Raw genomic sequence first — 20,715 nt, forward strand, 5'->3', positions numbered from 1 at the left:
GCAAAGGTTGGATATCCCAGGTGAGTTAAGAAAGCAGTTTTTTCGCCATCTCCGAAATGCTTTTCCCGTCGGTTTTTCCTGCGAGGAGTTTGCTTGCGGTTCCCATCACTTTTCCTAAATCTTTGATGGTTTCCGCACCGGTTTCTGCGATTATTTTTCTAATTTCTGCTTCCAGTTCTTCCGTGGAAAGCTGTGCGGGAAGGTATTTTATGATTACCTGCATTTGGGCTTCTTCCACTTCCGCCAAGTCATTTCTTCCCTGTGCGGCAAACTGTTCGAACGAATCTTTTCGTTGCTTGATCATCCGTTGCAAAATGGCGATTTCCTGTTCTGCGGAAACTTCAGCGCCCTTTGCTTCGGTCTTTAATAATAAAATCTGCGATTTCACCGCCCTCAGAGCATCCAAAGCAACTTTGTCTTTCTCTTTCATGGCTGTTTTTATCGCTTCATTGATGGTATTTTCTAGACTCATGATGTTTTTTTTTAATCTGTATTTCTTGCCGAAATTCTGTTGGTGTTAATCAACATCCTTGTTCAAAAACCGGTTTTCTCTCACCTGCATTTTTCCGTCGTTTTCAGAGAGGAAATTGCTGATTCTTTGCTGAGATGCATTTTCGTTTCCGATGCTGATATTTTTTCGGCGGAATGCAGGTACCGACTCGAAATCGCTTTCTTCCTCAAGGTTTTGGTATCTTGAATTGAATTCCTTTAATTTATTTCTTCGCTCCTGCACTTTATCGTTTGGAGTTTTTTTGGTGATGAAAGTGAATTCGTCTTCTATCTCGAATTTCGTTAATTCTTCAGTTGCTGTCACCGGAATTTCTTGCACCTTTTCCACGATTCGCTGAACCGGTTCTTGTTTGATTTCTGCTTTTGGTTGCGGTGTTTCAACTTTCGGCTCCTCAATCGGTTCGTTTACGAAAAAACTGAATTCCATGGGCTTTTCTTCGGTGAAAGTAGTACTGCTATTCTCCGGTTGTTCTTCCACCTTGTGTTCTTCCACTTCAAAGCTGAAAGATTGTGAAGCAGGTTCTTCATACAAGTCGTCTTCGTAAGAAAACAGGTCCAGTTCTGCAGTGGTTTCTACTTCGGTTTCAAATTTCTGGTGGTGCTGTTCTACAGCTGGAGTGTCTTGAAGGTCAAAAAAACGAATTTCCGAAGGACTTTCTCTTTCGATGACCGCTTTCTTTTCAACAGATTTCACCTTAAAATCTGGAGTATTGAAGTCTTCTTCCTCATCCAGGACAAATAAGCTTCTGGTGGCGAAATCCTCTGTTTTGATTTCTTCTTTTTCAGCTCGCGGTTTAAAAGGAGAATCTTTTTTAACTGGTTTTTCCAAGGAGTCTGATAATGAAAACTTGATCGTTTCAGTGGTTCCGGAATGTTTGAGGTTGTCTTTTGCAAAACCGGTCGCGATCACCAAAACGCTTACGGAATCTCCTAATTCCTCATCGGAACCCACCCCAAAAATAATTTCAGCAGTGTGGCCTGCTTCTTTTTGGATGTGGTCCATAATGACGCCGATTTCATCCATGGTAACTTCTTCGGAACCACTTCTGATCAGGAGCAGCACATTTTTGGCACCCGTAATTTTATTGTCGTTCAGCAATGGGGAATCCAGGGCTTTTCTCACCGCTTCTTCTGCTTTATTTTCGCCGGAAGCAATTCCGGTGGACATCAATGCGGTTCCGGAATTTTGCAGCACTGTCTTTGCATCACGGAAGTCGATATTCACATCAAAATAACCGGTAATCACTTCCGCCATTCCTTTCGCGGCATTGGTCAAGACTTCGTCCGCTTTTGCGAATCCGGATTTAAAGCCCAGATTTCCAAACTGTTGGCGAAGCTTATCATTATTAATGACGATGAGCGAATCCACATTGTTTCTTAGTTTTTCAAGGCCTAATTCTGCTTGTTCAAGACGTCGTTTTCCTTCAAAACTGAACGGAACCGTCACGATTCCCACCGTGAGAATTCCCATGTCTTTTGCGGTTTTGGCGATGACCGGAGCGGCTCCGGTGCCGGTTCCACCACCCATTCCCGCAGTGATAAAGACCATTTTGGTATTTTGTCCCATCGCGGTTTTGATTTCCTCGATGCTTTCAATGGCTGCTTTTTCTCCTACTTCCGGGTCGGCTCCAGCTCCAAGACCTTCTGTGGTTGACATTCCCAACTGCACTTTGTTGGAAACCGGGTTATTGTCTAGAGTTTGCGCATCGGTATTGCAGATCACGAAATCCACACCGTGAATTCCTCTTTCGTACATGTGTTTCAAAGCGTTGTTTCCGCCTCCACCAACACCAATTACTTTAATGATGGATGAATTTCCCTTTGGCAAATCAAATTGAAATCCTGTGTCTGTTGTATTTTCCATTTCCTTTGTTTTTTTTTTGACTGTTTGATGAATGATAATTGGTTTTTTCTTTTGCAATGACAATCGATGGTTGAACTATCATTCATCAATTATCATCTATCATTGATTTTTATTCTACTTCCTCGAAAAACTTTTTTACGCTGGCCATGATTTTTTCGCCGATGGTCAGTCGATTCGGTTTTCTTTTTGCGGTCTGAATTTCCGGTTGCTCTTCGGTTCTGAATTCCGGTTGTTCCGCGGCCATGGTGTTTTCGGGCACCGTTTCGATGATTTCCACTTTTTCTTCCGGTTGTTCGGTTCCGTTTTTTCTATCGCGGATTTTCAAACTTTCCATTAAGAGTCCTATTGCGGTGGCAAATTCAGGCCCTTTTAGCAATTGGTTTTTATCATTGACGACATATTCATTTGCAAAGCCGATTCTGCTGTCAAAACCGGTGGTGTAATTGGCCAACTGACGAAGGTTGCGAAGATTGGAACCACCTCCTGTCAGAACGATCCCGGCAATCAGTTTTTTCTTTTGCTCAAAAGCGCCGTAAGCTTTCAATTCGGTATTGACCATTTCCAGGATTTCCTCCACTCTCGCGTTGACGATCTGGGCTAAAGTTTTCAATGAAATTTCTTTGTCGGGTCTTCCATGAAGTCCCGGAATGGTAACGAAAGTGCTGTCTTTTTCGAGATCGGGAACTGCAGATCCGAATTTCACTTTCAGCTGTTCGGCATGTTTTTCAATGATGGAGCAACCTTCCTTAATATCATCGGTGATAATTCCGCCACCATAAGGAATTACGCAAGTATGACGGATGATGTTATCCTTAAAAATCGCGATATCCGTGGTTCCACCTCCGATGTCCACGATCGCAACTCCTGCTTCTTTTTCCTCTTTGGTTAAGACCGCTTCTGAAGATGCAAGTGGTTCCAAAGTGAGCGCTTCCATTTCCAGACCTGCTTCGTGAACGCATCTTGCGATGTTTCGGATGCTTCCCATTTGTCCCACTACCACATGGAAATTTGCCTCCAATCGTTTTCCGTGCATCCCGATCGGTTCCTGGATTTCACCTTCGGAATCCACTTTATATTCCTGCGGAAGCACGTGGATGATTTCTTCACCCGGAAGCATTACCAACTTTTTCACCTGCTCTTTCAGGACTTCAATATCGTCTTCGGTGATGTATTGGTCCGGGTTTTCCCGCATGATATAGTCTGAATGCTGAAGCGAGCGGATGTGTTTTCCGGCGATTCCCACAGTAACTTTGTGAATGGGAACGCCAGAACTGGATTGTGCTTCTGCCACGGCGGATTTGATGGACTGAATGGTTTGGGAAATATTGTTCACGATTCCTTTGTGAACCCCCAAACTTTTTGCTTTTCCAACGCCGAGAACTTCAATTTTTCCGTGGGCGTTTCTTCTGCCGACGATCGCCACAATCTTTGTGGTACCGATGTCGAGGCCTACTGAATACTGGTGATTTTCCATTGTATGTCGATTTGATTTATTCAATTTTTATTTTTGCTTTGGGCTTGTTTTCCGGTTTTTTCTCGGGAGATTTGGCCGTGGTTTTTGGTTTTTCTGCCGGTTTTGAAGGTTCCGTTTTTGCAATGGCTTTTTTTGGGGTTGCTGCCGTGGCTTCTTTCTTCACTGGCGGTTTTGCGGGAACTTCTGTTTTCTTCTTTTCCGGTTCTTTGTTTTTTGGCTTTTCAGCAGTTTTTATTTCGGGTTTTTTTTCTGTGGGTTGATCTTCTTTTTTGATCATCGGAAGATTCAGCTTTTTCTCGGCTTCTTCCTTTTTTTGGTTCATGGCGGGCAGTTTCGCCAACTCTTTTTTCGCTACCGAAATGGCACTGTCATTTTCTTTAAAATTTGGATTTAAGGTGGTGACAATCTGATTGTTGTATTTCAGGGATATTTTTCGATATTTTTCCGGTTGTTGATAAACGAGGTATTTTTCAACAAAAGTTTTAAAACCTTTTACCTTAAGCTCAATTTGGTCTAAATCTCCAATTTCGATTTTGTAATTCCCTTGACTGGTCAATAGTTCATAATTGTCCTCTTCTTTTGAAATGCCGATGAAGTATTTATTGCTAAATTCATCGCTATTGATTTTACGGACCAACTCCGCCAGTTTAGGATATTCTGATTTTTTCACGTCTCCGGTGACCAACATGCATGGGAATGAAAAATTTTTGGAGATGGGGAACTCGGTTCCTTTTTCGTCCACGTAGAAGTCTCTGCCGTTGTGATTTAACCTGAAAGCCGGAACTCTTTGTTTAATGTCGAGATTCAGTTTTCCGTTGAGGTTCAGATAAACATTTGCACTGTCCACCGCCGGTAACTGGTTCAGCATTTTCTCCAGCTCCGGAATGTTGATGTCGCCGATTCTTTTGGTGGGGTTTGATTTTTTCACGATGTCTTTGATGTCTTTTTCGTCGATAAAGTACACCGGGCTTTTTGTTTTCACCATATTTACAGATACTTTCTCCATCGATTTGTCATTGAATCTTCTCAAAGAGAAGCTCAATAAAAATCCGAGGATGATTACCGTGATGGCAATTTTCAGTATTCTGTATTTGTTTTTCATTTTTTTCTGCCTTGTCTCGTTTTTAATTTCCGGTCAACCATTCCACAATCTCATCGTATAAGGTGTCAATATTTCCTGCACCTACGGTCAAAAGGACATCAAAATCTTTTTCTTTTATTTTGTTAAAAGCCTCTTCGAGTGTGGAGACTTCTTTTTTATCTAATATTACTTTATCCAAAAGCCATTTGGAGGTAACCCCTTCAAAATTTTCCTGTAATTCTCTTGCCGGATAAATGTCCAGCAGAAGAAGTTCATCGGCTTGGTTTAAGCTGTTTGCGAAACCCTCTGCAAAATCCCTCGTTCTGCTGAAAAGGTGAGGCTGAAAAACCACCAGCAATTTTTTTTCCGGATAAAAATGTTTGATCGAGCCGATCACCGCGTTCAATTCCGTGGGGTGGTGCGCATAATCGTCGATGTAGATTTTTCCGTTTGCAAATTGGTGTTTTGTGTATCTTCTTTTTATGCCTTTAAAATTGGCGATTCCACTTTTCAAAGTTTCCAGGTCCACCCCGAATGAATTCAACAGAGCGATTGCGGCGGTTGCATTTTCCACATTGTGGATGCCCGGTATTTCCCAGACAAAATCGCTTGCATCTGCGTTGGCTGAATGAAAATCAAAATAGATTTTGTCCCCAATTTCCCGAATGTTGTTGGAGTAGAAATCGGCTTCTTCATTGACCGCATACGTTTTTGCATTTCTTCCGATTTCAATTCCCTTTCGGATGAAAAGGTGGTTGTTTTCAGGAAGGAGTTGAGCGAAATCCCGGAATCCTTTTTCGAAGTTCGCTTTGTCTCCATAAATATCCAGATGGTCTGCATCCATGGAAGTCACAATCGCCCAATCGGGTGCAAGGTTTAGGAAACTTCTGTCGTATTCATCGGCTTCCACCACTGAAATTTCACTTCCATTGAAATGGAAATTCGATTTGAAATTCTCTGAAATTCCACCCAGAAAGCAAGAGAACGGAAGATTTGCCTCGTTGCACAAATGCGCCACCAAAGAGGAAGTGGTGGTTTTTCCGTGAGTTCCTGCCACTGCGATACAGTCTGTATTTTCGGTGATCATTCCGAGCACTTTTGCCCGCTTTAAAACCGTGAAGCCATGGTCATCGAAATAATGGAGGATGTCCAGTTTTTTGATGGCGGGAGTGTATATAACCAGAGTGTTTTCAGGAGTCAGGCTCCTGATTTCTGGGGAGATTTCGTCTTTAAAAACAATATCGATTCCTTCCGAAATCAGGGCGGAAGTGAGTTTTGTCTGGGTTTTATCATAACCCGCAACATTTCCTCCGATGGATTTGAAATATCTTGCTAATGCTGACATTCCGATTCCGCCGATTCCGATGAAGTAGAAGTTTTGATAAGTATTTAAAGGTTTCATTTTTTATCGATTTTGCTGCCTGACTCCTGTTTTTTTTATATTGTTATGCTCTTGATTATTTCGTCCACAATCTCCTCTGTTGCGTTAGGTTTTGCGAAGAACTTCAGGTTTTCGCTCATTTCTTTACGCAAGTTTTCATGATCGCAGATTTCCATTAATGTGGGAAAAAATTTTTCCTTCATTTCGGAATCCTTCACCATTCTTGCTGCATTTTTTTCTACCAAAGTCGTCGCATTTTTGGTTTGATGGTCTTCTGCTGCAAATGGGAACGGAATCAGCAAAACGGGTTTCTGCGCTACTGCCAATTCCGAGATGGCGATTGCTCCGGCTCTGGAAACGATCACATCTGCTGCGGAATAAGCGATCGACATATTTTTGATGAATTCCACAATCTGAATGTGGCGATGCTGTTTTGTTTCAGTTTCGCTCAGCATTGCATTAAAATCTGTTTTTCCGGTTTGCCAGATCAGCTGGAAATCTTTAGCGATAATTTGGTCGAAATGTTCTTTCCAGGTGTTGTTCAGGGTTCGGGAACCCAAAGAACCACCGACGGAGAGAATGGTCAACTTATTTTTGTCGAAACCTAATTTTTCTTTAGCCAAGTCACCGTCAATCAAATCGGTGATGATGTTTTGGCGAATCGGATTACCTAAAAACAAGGTCTTTGTTCCGTGGAAAAATCTGTCCATTTGCGGATATGCCGTAAAGACTGCTTTTGCCTTTTTAGAAAGGAAGATATTGGTTTTTCCGGGCAAGGAATTCTGTTCCTGCACAAAAATCGGAATGCCTAATCTGGATGCCACAAACAAAGCGGGTCCACTTGCAAATCCACCGGTTCCAACTGCAAAATCTGGCTTGAAATTCTTAATGGTATTTCTTGCCTTCATCAGGCTGGAAATTACCTGGAACGGGAGTTTAAAGTTCGCCAACAAATTCCCACGGTTAAATCCGGCGATGTTTAATCCCACGATTTTATAGCCTGTTTGCGGAACTTTTTCCATCTCCATTTTTCCTTTTGCGCCAATGAAGAGGAATTCCGCATTGGGGAACCTTTTTTTGATTTCATCTGCGATGGCGATTGCCGGGAAGATGTGTCCTCCGGTTCCGCCGCCACTCATGAGAACGCGAAATGCAGCCTTTTCCCCTACTGGGGTAAAAGCGTTTGACTGTATGTTTTCGTTAGTACTCAATTTTCTGTTTTTTTAGTCCCTTTTCCGGATTTAGATGTTTATGCGATATCGTTAATTTCCTCTATGCTTTGTTTTTTGCCCATTCCTTCCTCATCGTAGATTTGGATTCGGGAACTCACATTTAAAATCAATCCGAGCTGGATGTAGGTGACCAGCATTGAAGTTCCCCCATAACTTATTAGTGGCAATGGCTGTCCTGTGACCGGAATGAGATTTACCGCGACAGCAATATTTACGGTGAGCTGCACGAAAATCATGATGCCGAGACTTATGACGAGCAGGCTGCCAAAAAATGCCGGCATTTTACTGGCTATCATCACGATCCTGATCATCATTATGAGGTAGAGTGCAATCAAAATGGCTGCTCCAATGAATCCATATTCCTCCACGATAATGGCAAAAATAAAATCGGAGGCAGATTGGGGCAGCATTTGTTTCAGCGCGCTTTTTCCGGGTCCCATTCCGGTGATTCCACCGTGGACGATGGCTGCTCTTGCCTGCATGACCTGATAATTTTTTGCCTTTAGACTTTCGTCTTCCAATTCTGTTGTTTTTTTAGAATTGGTGAATGTTTCGATGCGGCTCATCCAGGTGTGGACACGGTTGCTTCCAATCAAGTCGGTCTTCAGCGCTAAAAATAAAAACATACCAATCGCAACAGCGGAAAGTCCGACAAATCCGAAAATATATTTCTTGCTCAACTGGCCAATGAGCATTACTGCCAATGAAACCATCAGAATCATCAACGCGGTGGAGCCGTTGTCTTTCGCAACCAGTCCAAAGACCAAAAGTACGGGACCGAATATGTATAAGATGTTCTCAATGGGAAGCCGTTCGCGCTTGATCCTTTTGGTTAAATACCTGCACAGATAGATGACCAGCATTAAATAGGCGAATGAAGAAGGCTGGAAAGAAATCGGTGTACCGGGAATTTTAAGCCAACGGGAAGCAGATGCGCCATCGATTTTTTGTCCGGTGAACATGGTTAAGCCTAAAAGAATGACCATGAATCCGAGAAGAATTGCGCTGAGCTTTCCAATGTATTCGTATTTGAAAACTCCCACTCCGCGCATAATTGCCAAACCGAGCACCACAAAGAACAAATGCTTAATCAAGTGCGAAGTGGTGGTTCCATTATTCACGATGTATTCCAGGTTGGAACTTGCGGAATATACCGGAAACACGGAAAAGAACGAGATTAATAAAATCACGCTCCAAAGCACTTTGTCGCCTTTCAAAAGTTCGAATTTGCTTTCTGTTTCGTTCATATTTTCTCCCAATTCGGGGATTGTTAATTGATGTTTTTTTGTTCAGCCGGCTTTAAAACTTCTTCTTTGAATCTTCTTCCCCGGTCCTCATAATTATCAAAAAGGTCGAAACTCGCACAACAAGGGGAGAGCAACACAGTGTCGCCGCTTTCGGCCAGTGATTTTGAAATTTTCACGGCTTCTTCCATGCTGGATGTGCTGTAAATCAACTCTTTTTTTGCTTTGAAAAAATCTATAATTTTTTGGTTATCAATGCCTAAACAAACGATTGCCTTTACTTTTTTCTTAACCAGATCTTCAATTTCCGAGTAATCGTTTCCTTTGTCTGTTCCGCCCACAATCCAAACTGTTGGCTGTTTCATGCTTTCCAGCGCATAGTAGCAAGCGTTCACGTTGGTTGCCTTGCTGTCATTGATGAAGTTTACTCCGCCGATAGTCGCTACTTTTTCCAACCGGTGTTCCACTGCCTGGAAAGTCATCAGGGAATTTCGGATACTTTGGTTGCTGATATTCAATATTTTACCCGCAATGGAAGCGGCTAAACTGTTTGCAACATTGTGATTTCCAACCAAGGAAAGGTCTTCAATCCTCATTGAAAAATCATCTGCCCATTTGATTTCTATATTTTCACCTTGCACAAAGCCTCCTTCGTTCAGCATAACTTTTGTGGAAAATGGAATCATCTTAGCTTTGATTTCCAGTTTTTCCAGAAGGTTCATGCTCATTTCGTCATCTTTATTGTAAATGAAGAAATTGTCATTTTCCTGGTTTTCTGCGATGCGGAATTTGGCCAGCGCATATTCCTCGTAGTTGTAATTGTACTGATCAAGATGGTCTTTACTCAAATTCAGCAATAGGGAGATATAAGGTCTAAAGTTCTGGATATCATCTAATTGGAATGAACTCACCTCCAAAACGTAATAGTCGAAGTTTTCATCTGCGACCTGTCCTGCGAAACTTTTCCCGATGTTTCCGCCTAAACCGACATTGAAACCGTCATTTTTCAAGATGTGGTAAATCAGAGCGGTGGTGGTGGTTTTCCCATTGCTTCCGGTGATCGCGATGATTTTGGCGTTGGTAAATTCCGAAGCGAATTCGATTTCTGAGGAAAGCCGGATTCCCTTTTGATGGATTTTTTGGATGATTTCCGCCTTTTTTGGGATTCCCGGTGATTTCACGATCCAGTCAGCGCCCAAAATTTTTGTTTCGTCGTGTTGGCCTTCTTCGTACTCAATTCCGGCTTCGTTCAGAATCTTTCTGTATTCTTCTTTGATCGTGCCTTTATCGGAAAGGAAAACTTCCATTCCTTTCTTTTTCGCGAGACGGGCTGCACCCACTCCACTTTCGCCGCCACCTAAGATTACTATTTTCATTGTTTTTTCCAATCTTGATACTTAATGATAAATGAATAGCTGACTATCTGCACTATTATCTGATTTTCAAAGTGATTACACAAATGATCGCGAGCATTAATCCAATGATGATCATGCGGTTGACGATTTTGCTTTCGTGATAACCCTTTTTTTGATAATGATGGTGCAGCGGAGACATTTTAAATAACCTGTTGTTTTGGGCATATTCCAACCCATATTTTTTCTTTCTGTATTTGAAGACTCCTACCTGCAGCATCACAGAAACATTTTCGACCAAGAAAATGCCGCAAAGCACAGGAATCATGAGTTCTTTTCTTAAAATAATCGCCAAAACCGCGATCACTCCTCCTAACATCAGACTTCCCGTATCGCCCATAAACACTTGGGCCGGATAAGTGTTGTACCAGAAAAAGCCGATGACTGCTCCCACCATAGCTAGCGCGAAAATGGTGGTTTCACCCATATTCGGCAGAAACATGATGTTGAGGTAATCTGCAAAAATGATGTTTCCCGACAAATAGGCGAAAAGCGCCAAAGTGAGCAGTATGACGACACTGGTTCCCGCAGCGAGCCCATCGATTCCATCGGTGATATTGGCTCCGTTTGAAACTGCGGTCACTATGAAAATTACAATCGGGATAAAAACGATCCAAGACCACTCGTGAGCTTTTTCAGGTGACATCCAAAAGAGCATTCCGCTGTAATCGAACTCGTTGTTTTTGACAAATGGAACAGTGGAGACGGTTGATTTTTCGGTCGGCATGAAGTTTTTTTCCACATTGTTCCGATTCACCACTTGCGCATCTGCATATTTCCTTTTCACGGTAATATCTGGATGGAAGTACATGGTGATTCCCACGATCAAACCTAGTCCGACCTGTCCAATGACTTTGAATTTTCCGCTTAAACCGTCCTTATTTTTTTTGATCTTCTTCAAATAGTCGTCCACAAATCCGATCGCTCCCATCCAAAGCACCGAAATAATCAGCAATACGATATATATATTGAAGATTCGGGTAAATAGCAAAACCGGAATCAGGGTTGCGAGAATAATAATCAGGCCGCCCATTGTCGGGGTTCCTTCTTTTTGTTTCTGGCCTTCTAACCCCAAATCCCTCACGAGTTCACCCATCTGTTTATTTCTCAGATAGTTGATGATTGTTTTGCCATAAATTAGCGCAATGACCAGTGACAATAGAACTGCCATTCCTGCACGGAAGGAGATAAATCTGAACATCCGAAGTCCCGGAATGTGGATTCCGTTGGCGGTTAAATATTCGTATAAATAGTATAGCATCTTTGTTGGAGGTTTTAGGTTAAAGTTTTAGGTCCTACAGGTTTGTATTTGCCATTTTCAAATTATTTCGACATTAATCTTGAAAGTTCCATTACCATTTCTTTGTCGTCAAAATGGATTCGTTCGCCATTAATTTCCTGATAATTTTCATGACCCTTCCCGGCGACCAGAATGATGTCTCTGGGTTCCGCGAACTTGATCGCCATTTTTATGGCTTCTTTTCTATCCGGAATTGTAGTGTATTTGCTGAAGTTCTGCGGTTCCACGCCAGCTTCGATTTCTTTGATGATCTCATTCGGATTTTCCGTTCTGGGATTGTCGGAGGTGATGATGGCCAAAGTGGATTTCCGGGTGGCAATTTTTCCCATTTCCGGTCGTTTCGCGTGGTCCCGGTCGCCACCGCAACCGAAAACGGTGATTAATCTTTCGTTCTTGGTTCGGATTTCATTGATGGAATCCAACACATTTTCCAATGCATCCGGAGTATGCGCATAATCCACCACGAAGAAAATTCCGCCGTCGGATTTCAGGGTTTCAAATCTTCCTTTCACGCGCTGAAGTTTTGAAATGGCCTGTAAAACATCATCTTCGTGAAAACCACATTCCATTGCCACTGCAAATGCCAGAAGCAAATTGTAACCATTGAATTTTCCGGTCAAAGTTGTCCAGAATTCCTTTCCGTTAAAGTTCAGCAACATTCCGTTAAAATCTGCTTCCAAAATTTTACCGTGGAAATCTGCCATGGTTTTTAAAGCATAGGTTTTCTTTTTCGCTTTGGTATTTTGGAGCATCACCAATCCATTTTTATCATCTGCATTCGTGATGGCGATTGCTTCGGGATTCAATTCGTCGAAGAACCTTTTTTTCACTTTCAGGTATTCATTGAAAGTTTTATGGTAATCCAGATGATCGTGGGTAATATTGGTGAAACCTGCCATTTTGAAATGCAGCCCTTCAATTCTGTCTTGGTGGATTCCATGCGAGGAAACTTCCATAAAGGCGTATTCACAACCGGTTTCCACCGCCTTGCTTAAAATTTTGTTTAAAGTCAAGACATCCGGCGTGGTGTGCGTGGAAGGGATAACTTCCTCGCCAATTCTATATTCCACGGTTGAAATCAATGCCGATTTATATCCAAGAATTTTGAAAATCTCAGACAGCAGAGTGGTTACCGAGGTTTTTCCATTAGTTCCGGTGATTCCGATCAAATTGAGTTTTTCTGATGGATTTCCGTAGAAATTGGAAGCAATTTGTCCCAATGTTTTCGAGGAATTTTTCACTTTTAAATAAGTGGTTTTTTCATCCAAATTTTCCGGCAAGTCTTCGCAGACGATTACTGTTGAACCTTTCTCAATGGCAGCATCAATATAGGAATGGCCATCAGAAACAGTCCCCTTCACTGCGACGTACAGCGAGTTCGCGACTGCTTTTCTGCTGTCGAAAACAATTTCAGAAACTTCGGGGTTTTCATTTCCATGAAGTTCCAGAAATGGGGTTCTGTTTAATAATTCTTTTAGGTTCATTTTTTTTTCAGATTTTTGGTTTCCGGTTTTTAAATAATCATTTTGATGAACGAGGAAACGCTATGAGCTGTTCTTCTATTGCAGCTGCAGATAAATTTTCTGGTTTTTGTTGATAATTGTTCCTTCCAGCGGGAATTGTTCTTTTATCCTTCCAACACCTTTAAAGTCCACCCGATAACCGGCGTTTTCCAGTTGTGGAATAATATTTTTCCCGATCATTCCGACTACGTTGGGCATTTGGTTTTCATTGATGGCCAAAGTGGCGTTGGGTTCTATCATTTTGCTTAAGTCCACTTTTTTGTCGACCAGCATTTCCTGCTCCACGTTTTGTGGGGTTTTGAGGAATGTTTTTCCTGCAATTTCTTTAAAGACCGGTGCGGAAACTGTCGCGCCGTAAAATCCTTTGGAATTATCCGGCTGATTGACCATCACGATACAGGTGTATTTTGGATGGTCACTGGGATAAAATCCGGCAAAGCTCGCCTGATATTTTGGTGGTCCAGCTTTCCAGTATTCAAATCTTGCGGTTCCGGTTTTTCCGGCCATTTTCAGATTTGGCGTGAAGATACTTTTTGCCGTTCCTTTCTCTACCGCTTTGGTGAGCGAGGAAGTCATGAGTTCAATGGCTTTTGTGGATGCCATTTTGCCGACCATCACCTGTGGTTTTGCTTCATACAGCACTTTTCCGTCTTTCATTATTTTTTCGATGAAGAGGGGTTTCAGCATCTTTCCCTTATTGGCGATTCCGTTGTAGAATGTGGTCATTTGCAATAAGTTAAATCTGGATGAATAACCGTAAGCGAGTGATGCCAAGGTAGCCGCATTCCATCTTTTATCCTGTGGTGTTACAATATATGGTTTTGTAATTCCCGGAATTTCGATATCCATTTTGTCGAACATTTTCCATCTTCGCAGGTGGTCCAGGAAAACTTTTGGTTTGTCCGCATAAAATTTGGTGATCAGTTTGGCGGAGCCCACGTTGCTTGATTTTGCCAAGACGTCGGAAATCTCATAAATTCCGCCGCCGTGACCATCTGTGATTTTTTGTTTTGCGTAGGTCCAGATACCGTTTCCCACATCCACTTTTGTTTCTTCATCAATGAAACCATCGTCCATTGCGGCCAAAAGAGAAACGGTTTTGAAGGTGGATCCCGGTTCTGTAGCATCTTTCAACGCATAATTATAGGCATCCACATAAATTCCGGGTTCGGTTCTTCTCAGGTTGACCATGGCTTTCACTTTTCCGGTTTCCACTTCCATCACCAACACGCAGCCGTGGTCTGCATCGAATTTTATCAGCTGTTTTTCCAGTGCGGAATGGGCGATATCCTGGATTCGCAAATCGATCGTGGTGTAAACATCCTGTCCGTCGATGGGTTCTTTTACCTTCCAGTAATCAATTGGTTTCCATTGACTGGAGTTCACTCTTTGTTCCAAACGGGTTCCGTTTGTTCCGGTCAAATATTTTGAAAAAGCGCCTTCTAATCCGGATTTTGTGATGCCATTGTCCATTCCGATGGTTCCTGCTCCGATTTGGGTGGTTGCCAATTCTCGTTTAAAATTTCTGTCAATGATGAAACCTCCTTTGTTTTTTCCTTTTTTAAAGATCGGAAAGTTTCTGATTCGGTCATATTGATCAAAATCAAGTCCTTTGACTAACGAGTAATATTGGTTTTTTGCCTTTTTTTGTTGGTCTAGCCTGTCGCGGAAATAGCTTCTGGGTTTGCCGAACATTTTTGACAAAGAATCTGTCAAGGCCCCTATATTGTTGTTGTAAACAGTGTCTTTAATTACTTTGAAATCAAGGTAAACATCGTATCGCATCACGGTGGTGGCCAAGATGGATCCGTCAGAGGCGTAGAGATTTCCGCGGGCGGCATTCAGGGTTGCTTCGCGGTAATTTTTGTTGATGTAGTCGTCTTTAATTTCTTGTACGTTTGTGTTTTGGAGAAATAGAATTCTACCAAGAAACACCACAAACAGAATGAAGGCAAATCCTGCGAAAAGATAGCCCCATCTCAATGTCCTTGAGCGTTTTTTTTCAAATTCATTTTGCACCGCCATCAGTACTGTCTAGTTTTATTAAAAGTTTATGCGGGTGATTTTCCAGCGACAAAAGGGAATCCTGAACCATTTCTTTTCCCAGTTCGGACTCCAGTTTCACTTTGATCAACCTGCTTTGTGCATAAGCGTTTCTGGATTTATATTCTTCGGTCTGTTCTTTTAAATCGTTGACGTGCTCGATCTTTTTGCTCACCAAATGATTGCTGTAAATCATGATCATCAGCAGCAAAAACACGAGCAGGAAATATTTGTAATGAATTTTCACTTCATCACGGTTCAGAAAATTTCCTTTTATGATATCAATAAAAGTGAGTTTTTTCTGTGGGCGATATGTCCTCTTCTTGATTGCCACTTTCTGTTCCTTTTAAAATTCGCTATTTCCCTTTTGGAAATTCGATGCGATTCACAATTTTATTCCCGTTCTCAGTTTTGCACTTCTGGCTCTGGAGTTTTCCTCAATTTCTGCTTCATCGGGAACGGTTGCCTTGGTTTGCAGGAGCTCGAAAGCCTTGTCATAATTTCCGTAAATGTCTCGTTTTGGTTCGCCTTCGAACATCCCGTTTTTTAGGAATCTCTTTACCAACCTGTCTTCGAGTGAGTGGTAAGAAATCACCACCAATCTTCCTCCCGGTTTCAAAATCTTATAGGACTGCAGCAGCATTTCTTTCAAAACCTCCAGTTCCTGGTTCACTTCAATTCTGACGGCTTGAAAAACCTGTGCAAAAAACTTATTTTGCTTGTGCGGCGGAATATAACTGAAGAGTTTTTTCAGCTCTTCGGTGGTTTCAATCGCCTTTGTTTTTCTGTGGTGCACGATTTCTCTTGCCAGTTTTCTGGCTTCCCGCAGTTCGCCGTAATGATAAAAAATGTCCGCCAGATGTTCCTCTTCATAATCATTGATGACTTTTTTGGCATCCAAACTCTGCATCACGTTCATTCTCATATCTAAAGGAGCGTTGCTTCTGGTAGAGAATCCACGTTCCGCTTCATCGAATTGGTGTGAAGAAACTCCCAAATCGGCCAGGATTCCATCCACAGCGGTAATTCCGTAGATCAGCAGCGAGTTTTCCAGAAACCTAAAGTTCTGGTTGATCAGGGTAAACCTTTCGTCTTCGATGGTGTTTTCCAGGGCGTCTAAATCCTGGTCAAAGCTGAAGAGTTTTCCTTTATCTGAAAGTCTTTTCAGGATTTCCCTTGAATGGCCGCCTCCTCCAAAGGTTACGTCCACATAGATTCCGTCAGGATTTGTTACCAAATCATCAACACTTTTCTTCAGCAATACGGGGTTGTGGTAGCTCATTGTCAATTTGCTTTGCAGAGAATATGCAAATCGCTGCGCGGGCAATTTTTAGGTTCTGTATTTTTATCTAATTCGAAGTGAAATCAACCCTTCACTCCGAGGGAAGTTCACCGTTCACACCAAAATTTCCCATGATTTTCTCAGTCAATTGCGCGAAATCATTTTCATCGGTTTTGATGTTTTCTTCATAGCCGGATTTATCCCAGATTTCGAAATAATCGATCATTCCGGCGATTACTACTTCTTTTTCCAGGTTTGCGAAAGATTTTAAATCTCTGGCAATCAAGATCCTTTCGGCTTTGTCTATTTCCACGGTTTTTAGTCCCGCGGTATATTTCCGGATGAATTCTAGGTTTTGCTTCACAAACCGGTTCAGTTTTCCGATCGTCTCCATTCTTTGGTTCCACGATTCCATCGGATAAACTTCCAGGCAACTGTTGAAAACCGAACGTTTCACCACAAATTCACCGCCGAGATTTTCCAACTGCTTTACCAGTGACGAAGGCAGTTTCAGGCGGCCCTTGTCATCGATTTTACATTCGTATGTCTCGTAGAAATTAATCATTTGGGACAAATTTATATAATAATTTCGAAACTTTCCCACTTTTTCCCACTTTTTGACTTAATGTTAATAAGTTTTGAAAATGCGGGTTAATCTGCTGATAAAAAAGAAGTTAATGAAAGGTTGCGGTTTCGAAAAGCAAAATGAGGTGAAAATCATCCTATTAATTGATAATGGTCATATTAATCAATACTTTTGATAGGAAAAAAATTAATTTTGATGTTAAATTTGTATTTTTGCAATCGCCTATTGAGGAAAATCTATGTTATTTAAGAAGAAAAAGAATAAACAATTCAAATATCTCGCCGAAGGTGAAGGGCGCCCGATCGTGCTTTTACAGGGATTGATGGGGGGTCTGAGCAATTTCACCAAACTGATTTCCTATTTTTCAGCGAGGGGATACCGTGTATATTTTCCTGATTTACCCATTTACGATTTGCCTGTGCTCAATACCAATCTTACCTCCATCGCAAAGTTTGTGGCGAGGTTTATAGAAGAAGAAGTAGGGGAGTCTGCAATTGTGGTGGGAAATTCAATGGGTGGACATGTCGGTTTGATTTTAACTTTGGCTCGTCCGGATGTGGTGACGCATTTGGTGCTGACCGGAAGTTCGGGACTGTATGAGCGGTCTTTCGGTGATAGTTTTCCGCGAAAAAGTGACCGGGATTACATCAAGAAAAAGGCTGAAGAAGTTTTCTATGATCCGGAAATTGCCACTGAAGAATTGGTGGATGAGGTTTTTTCGATCGTGAATGACCGGGGAAAAGGGATCAAGACCGTGATGCTTGCAAGAAGTGCCATTAAACATAATATGGAAAAGGAGCTCCACAAAATCCAGGTTCCAACCTGTCTGATTTGGGGAAAGCAGGATAATGTGACTCCGCCGGAAGTGGCCATAGAAATGGATAGGCTGATTCCGGATTCCGACCTTTTTTGGCTGGATCAATGCGGTCATGCCGCCATGATGGAAAAGCCGGATGAATTCAATGAAATATTGTTCAAGTGGCTGGAAGGTCGAAAAAAATAGTGGAGGTGGAAGTTTAAACTTCCATTTCTTGTTTTACTGAATTTGAAAATTATAGAGATGCTTATCAAGACCGCCGAATTTGTAAAAAGCAGTGAGAAGTGGCAAAACTGCCCGGAACCGAATCTGCCTGAATATGCCTTCATTGGAAGGTCAAATGTGGGAAAGTCATCGCTGATTAATGCGCTGATGAACCGCAAAGATTTGGCGAAAACCTCTCAGACTCCCGGAAAAACGCAGCTTATCAACCATTTTTTGGTTAATGGCGAATGGTATTTGACCGATTTGCCAGGTTACGGTTACGCGAGAGTTTCGAAAAGCAGCCGGAAAGATTTTGAAAAACTGATCACGAATTATATCCTAAACCGGAAAAATCTTGTAAATCTTTTTGTTCTGGTGGATTCCAGACATTCCCCGCAAAAAATTGATTTGGAATTCATCGAGTGGTGTGGCGAAAACTCCATTCCGTTTTCAATTGTCTTTACCAAATCAGATAAACTGAAACCCAAGGAAACTGCAACGAAAGTGGAGGATTACAAAGCGGAACTTCTGAAAACTTGGGAAGATTTACCGGAGACTTATCTCACTTCGGCCGAAAAGAAAACCGGCGGTGACGAAATCCTGAACTTTATCGAGAAGACGAATGATTTCCTGATAAAAAATTATGTCAGTTTCGATTGATTTCGCGTTCCGGCTGATGATTATAAATAATTGATTGGAAATGAATGTGCTCTGGAAAATAAAGTCTTTCGAACAGCTGACCACAGATGAGCTTTACCGCATTATGAAAGCAAGGGTTGATGTTTTCGTGGTGGAACAAAACTGCCCATATCCGGAGCTTGACGGATTTGATGATAGGGCGGTTCACATTTGGGCTGAACTTCAGGATAAGGTGGTTGCATACTGCAGGGTTTTCGACAGGGATATCAAGTATCGTGAAGCGTCGATTGGAAGAGTGCTTACCGATCAAAAATACCGGAATTTGAAGCTCGGCAAAACGCTGATGGCAATTGCAATATCCGCCATTGAGGCCAGATTTCGGACTTCTGAAATAAGGATTTCCGCACAGGATTATCTTTTAAAGTTTTACACTGATTTGGGATTTAGAGACACCGGCAAAAAGTATTTGGAAGATGACATCCCCCATACCGAAATGCTGAAAAAGACACTGGATTTTTAATTTTAACGAGATAAAAAAGACGTTTCTGTGCTTTTTTTCATTTCGTCAAATTTGTTGTAATTTCGCCTGATAATCAAATTTATCACAACATTATTTGCATATTAATTCCGAATTATATACTTTTACAAAAAATCATTAAACTTATAAGATTATGAAAAAACTTTTACTTTCAGGTTTTGCCTTAGCAGCAATGATGACTCAGGCACAAAACAGCTGGATCGATCAAGGAACTAAGTTTGCAACAAGTTTTGGTGTTGATGAATTGGTTATCGTTGATGCGAACACTGCATGGGTCAATGCTTATGATGGAACTGGCGCCGGTACTTATCCTAAAGTAGTTTCTAGGACTACCAACGGTGGAACTACATGGACAGCATTTCCAATAACCGGACCTGGTACCAACAGTTTGGTTGGTGACTTGGCAGCCGTGGATGCTAATACCGCATGGGTGGCTACAGCCGGAACCAGTGCGTCACCGAACTCCAATGCGATCTGGAAAACTACAAACGGCGGATCAACATGGACCCGACAAACAATCGGTTATACAGGTGCATCCTTTACCAACTTGGTGTATTTCTGGAATGCCAACGAAGGTTGGACAGGAGGAGATCCTAAAGGTGGAGTGTTTGAAACCTACAAAACAACTAATGGAGGTACCACATGGACCGCTGTTACTGGTCTGCCACTTCCGGATGCTGCAGATGAGTACGGTCTGACAGGTGCGAAAACCGTGACAGGTGATCATATTTGGTTTGGAACCACAAAAGGGAGAATTTTCCATTCCACCAACAGAGGTGCTACCTGGACTGCCAATTACTCACCGGCTCTTGACTTCGGAGGAGGTGCTGCCGGAGGAGGTGTAGATGGATCATCTGCAAAAATGACTTTCAAAGACGGACTGAACGGATTCTTATTGACGGTTGACGGTCAGACTACAGGAGGAACGCCAAGTGCTGCCCTTTACAGCAGTTCAGACGGAGGAGCAACATGGGTGCCAATAACCCCTACAGGAACATGGTATTTCGGAGACATTACTTATGTTCCAGGTACGACCAATACTTTGGTTACAACAGGAATTAACGGAGCAGACGCAAGCTATATGGGATCGGCTTATTCCACAGATGGTGGTTTAACCTGGACCGGCATTGACGCAGGATCGCAAAGAGGTAAAGTGAAATTCCTTAATACTACAACAGGTTGGGCAGGACAGTTCAGTGACGGTCCTTCCGGAACTAAAGGAATCTTGAAATTCTCGGGCAATCTTGCATTGGCCACTTCAGAAAACGCTGTAAAATCTAGCTTGAAAGTTTATCCTAACCCTGCTACTGACATCGTGAACATTTCTTCAAACAGAAACATAGAATCAGTAACCATTACTGATCTTTCCGGAAAAAGAGTTGACAGTGGAAAAGGAAGCCAGATCAATGTTTCTAAATTAGCTAAAGGAACATACATCCTGCAGGTGAATTATGGCGGAGGTGCTGTTGAAAACACTAAATTGATCAAGAAATAATTTTTTCTAAATCATAATTGTTAAAAAGGGTCTGATTTTTCAGACCCTTTTGCTTTTCGGAATTCGAAATGATTTGCTTAAATTAGCGCA

Annotated in this window: 18 protein-coding genes; 4 read left to right on the forward strand and 14 right to left on the reverse strand. The window is 42.0% G+C overall.

Annotated features, from left to right (window positions below; translation table 11 throughout):
- Positions 1–25: 25 nt before the first annotated feature.
- From ACM44_RS11890 to mraZ, 14 genes are all read right to left on the reverse strand, one after another.
- On the reverse strand, positions 26–472 hold the full coding sequence (locus ACM44_RS11890) for a GatB/YqeY domain-containing protein (protein ID WP_048500272.1): 447 nt from the start codon (positions 470–472) through the stop codon (positions 26–28).
- 45 nt (positions 473–517) lie between these two features.
- Positions 518–2,374 carry a cell division protein FtsZ gene (ftsZ, locus tag ACM44_RS11895; protein WP_048500295.1) on the reverse strand — a complete coding sequence of 619 codons (1,857 nt, stop codon included), beginning with the start codon at positions 2,372–2,374 and terminating at the stop codon, positions 518–520.
- A gap of 109 nt (positions 2,375–2,483) precedes the next feature.
- Positions 2,484–3,848 (reverse strand): cell division protein FtsA, encoded by a 1,365-nt coding sequence (ftsA, locus tag ACM44_RS11900; protein ID WP_048500273.1) that lies wholly within the window; start codon positions 3,846–3,848, stop codon positions 2,484–2,486.
- 16 nt (positions 3,849–3,864) lie between these two features.
- Positions 3,865–4,950: a cell division protein FtsQ/DivIB gene (locus ACM44_RS15040; RefSeq protein WP_048500274.1), complete on the reverse strand. Its 1,086-nt coding sequence runs from the start codon at positions 4,948–4,950 to the stop codon at positions 3,865–3,867.
- A 22-nt stretch (positions 4,951–4,972) separates the two neighbouring features.
- A complete protein-coding gene (gene murC / locus ACM44_RS11910; protein WP_048500275.1) occupies positions 4,973–6,331 on the reverse strand; it encodes a UDP-N-acetylmuramate--L-alanine ligase in 1,359 nt (452 codons plus the stop codon).
- Positions 6,332–6,366: 35 nt separating this feature from the next.
- The gene (gene murG / locus ACM44_RS11915; protein WP_048500276.1) at positions 6,367–7,449 is read right to left on the reverse strand and encodes an undecaprenyldiphospho-muramoylpentapeptide beta-N-acetylglucosaminyltransferase; all 1,083 of its coding nucleotides are present in this window, start codon (positions 7,447–7,449) and stop codon (positions 6,367–6,369) included.
- A gap of 110 nt (positions 7,450–7,559) precedes the next feature.
- Positions 7,560–8,789 carry an FtsW/RodA/SpoVE family cell cycle protein gene (locus ACM44_RS11920; RefSeq protein ID WP_048500277.1) on the reverse strand — a complete coding sequence of 410 codons (1,230 nt, stop codon included), beginning with the start codon at positions 8,787–8,789 and terminating at the stop codon, positions 7,560–7,562.
- 23 nt (positions 8,790–8,812) lie between these two features.
- Positions 8,813–10,162 (reverse strand): UDP-N-acetylmuramoyl-L-alanine--D-glutamate ligase, encoded by a 1,350-nt coding sequence (gene murD, locus ACM44_RS11925; protein ID WP_048500278.1) that lies wholly within the window; start codon positions 10,160–10,162, stop codon positions 8,813–8,815.
- Positions 10,163–10,217: 55 nt separating this feature from the next.
- A complete protein-coding gene (gene mraY / locus ACM44_RS11930; protein WP_048500279.1) occupies positions 10,218–11,459 on the reverse strand; it encodes a phospho-N-acetylmuramoyl-pentapeptide-transferase in 1,242 nt (413 codons plus the stop codon).
- Positions 11,460–11,521: 62 nt separating this feature from the next.
- Complete coding sequence (locus tag ACM44_RS11935; protein ID WP_048500280.1) at positions 11,522–12,982, reverse strand: UDP-N-acetylmuramoyl-L-alanyl-D-glutamate--2,6-diaminopimelate ligase; 1,461 nt, start codon at positions 12,980–12,982, stop codon at positions 11,522–11,524.
- A 75-nt stretch (positions 12,983–13,057) separates the two neighbouring features.
- On the reverse strand, positions 13,058–15,046 hold the full coding sequence (locus ACM44_RS11940) for a penicillin-binding transpeptidase domain-containing protein (protein WP_048500281.1): 1,989 nt from the start codon (positions 15,044–15,046) through the stop codon (positions 13,058–13,060).
- Positions 15,030–15,398 (reverse strand): FtsL-like putative cell division protein, encoded by a 369-nt coding sequence (locus tag ACM44_RS11945; RefSeq protein WP_048500282.1) that lies wholly within the window; start codon positions 15,396–15,398, stop codon positions 15,030–15,032. The genes ACM44_RS11940 and ACM44_RS11945 overlap by 17 nt, the downstream gene beginning before the upstream one ends.
- 51 nt (positions 15,399–15,449) lie before the next feature.
- A complete protein-coding gene (gene rsmH / locus ACM44_RS11950; RefSeq protein WP_048500283.1) occupies positions 15,450–16,346 on the reverse strand; it encodes a 16S rRNA (cytosine(1402)-N(4))-methyltransferase RsmH in 897 nt (298 codons plus the stop codon).
- Between the two features lie 91 nt (positions 16,347–16,437).
- Positions 16,438–16,911 carry a division/cell wall cluster transcriptional repressor MraZ gene (gene mraZ, locus ACM44_RS11955; protein WP_048500284.1) on the reverse strand — a complete coding sequence of 158 codons (474 nt, stop codon included), beginning with the start codon at positions 16,909–16,911 and terminating at the stop codon, positions 16,438–16,440.
- 259 nt (positions 16,912–17,170) lie between these two features.
- On the opposite strand from mraZ, the gene ACM44_RS11960 reads away from it, so the two are divergent.
- The 4 genes from ACM44_RS11960 to ACM44_RS11975 all read left to right on the forward strand — a co-directional run bounded on the left by ACM44_RS11960 (position 17,171) and on the right by ACM44_RS11975 (position 20,625).
- Positions 17,171–17,935, forward strand: coding sequence for an alpha/beta fold hydrolase (locus tag ACM44_RS11960; RefSeq protein ID WP_048500285.1), 765 nt, complete (start codon positions 17,171–17,173; stop codon positions 17,933–17,935).
- Between the two features lie 57 nt (positions 17,936–17,992).
- Positions 17,993–18,613, forward strand: coding sequence for a ribosome biogenesis GTP-binding protein YihA/YsxC (gene yihA / locus ACM44_RS11965; RefSeq protein ID WP_048500286.1), 621 nt, complete (start codon positions 17,993–17,995; stop codon positions 18,611–18,613).
- Positions 18,614–18,653: 40 nt separating this feature from the next.
- Positions 18,654–19,112 carry a GNAT family N-acetyltransferase gene (locus ACM44_RS11970; RefSeq protein ID WP_048500287.1) on the forward strand — a complete coding sequence of 153 codons (459 nt, stop codon included), beginning with the start codon at positions 18,654–18,656 and terminating at the stop codon, positions 19,110–19,112.
- A gap of 151 nt (positions 19,113–19,263) precedes the next feature.
- The gene (locus ACM44_RS11975) at positions 19,264–20,625 is read left to right on the forward strand and encodes a T9SS type A sorting domain-containing protein (RefSeq protein WP_048500288.1); all 1,362 of its coding nucleotides are present in this window, start codon (positions 19,264–19,266) and stop codon (positions 20,623–20,625) included.
- Positions 20,626–20,715: the final 90 nt, after the last annotated feature.

It is taken from the genome of Chryseobacterium koreense CCUG 49689 (genome assembly GCF_001045435.1).
GTDB classification, from domain to species: Bacteria; Bacteroidota; Bacteroidia; order Flavobacteriales; family Weeksellaceae; genus Kaistella; species Kaistella koreensis.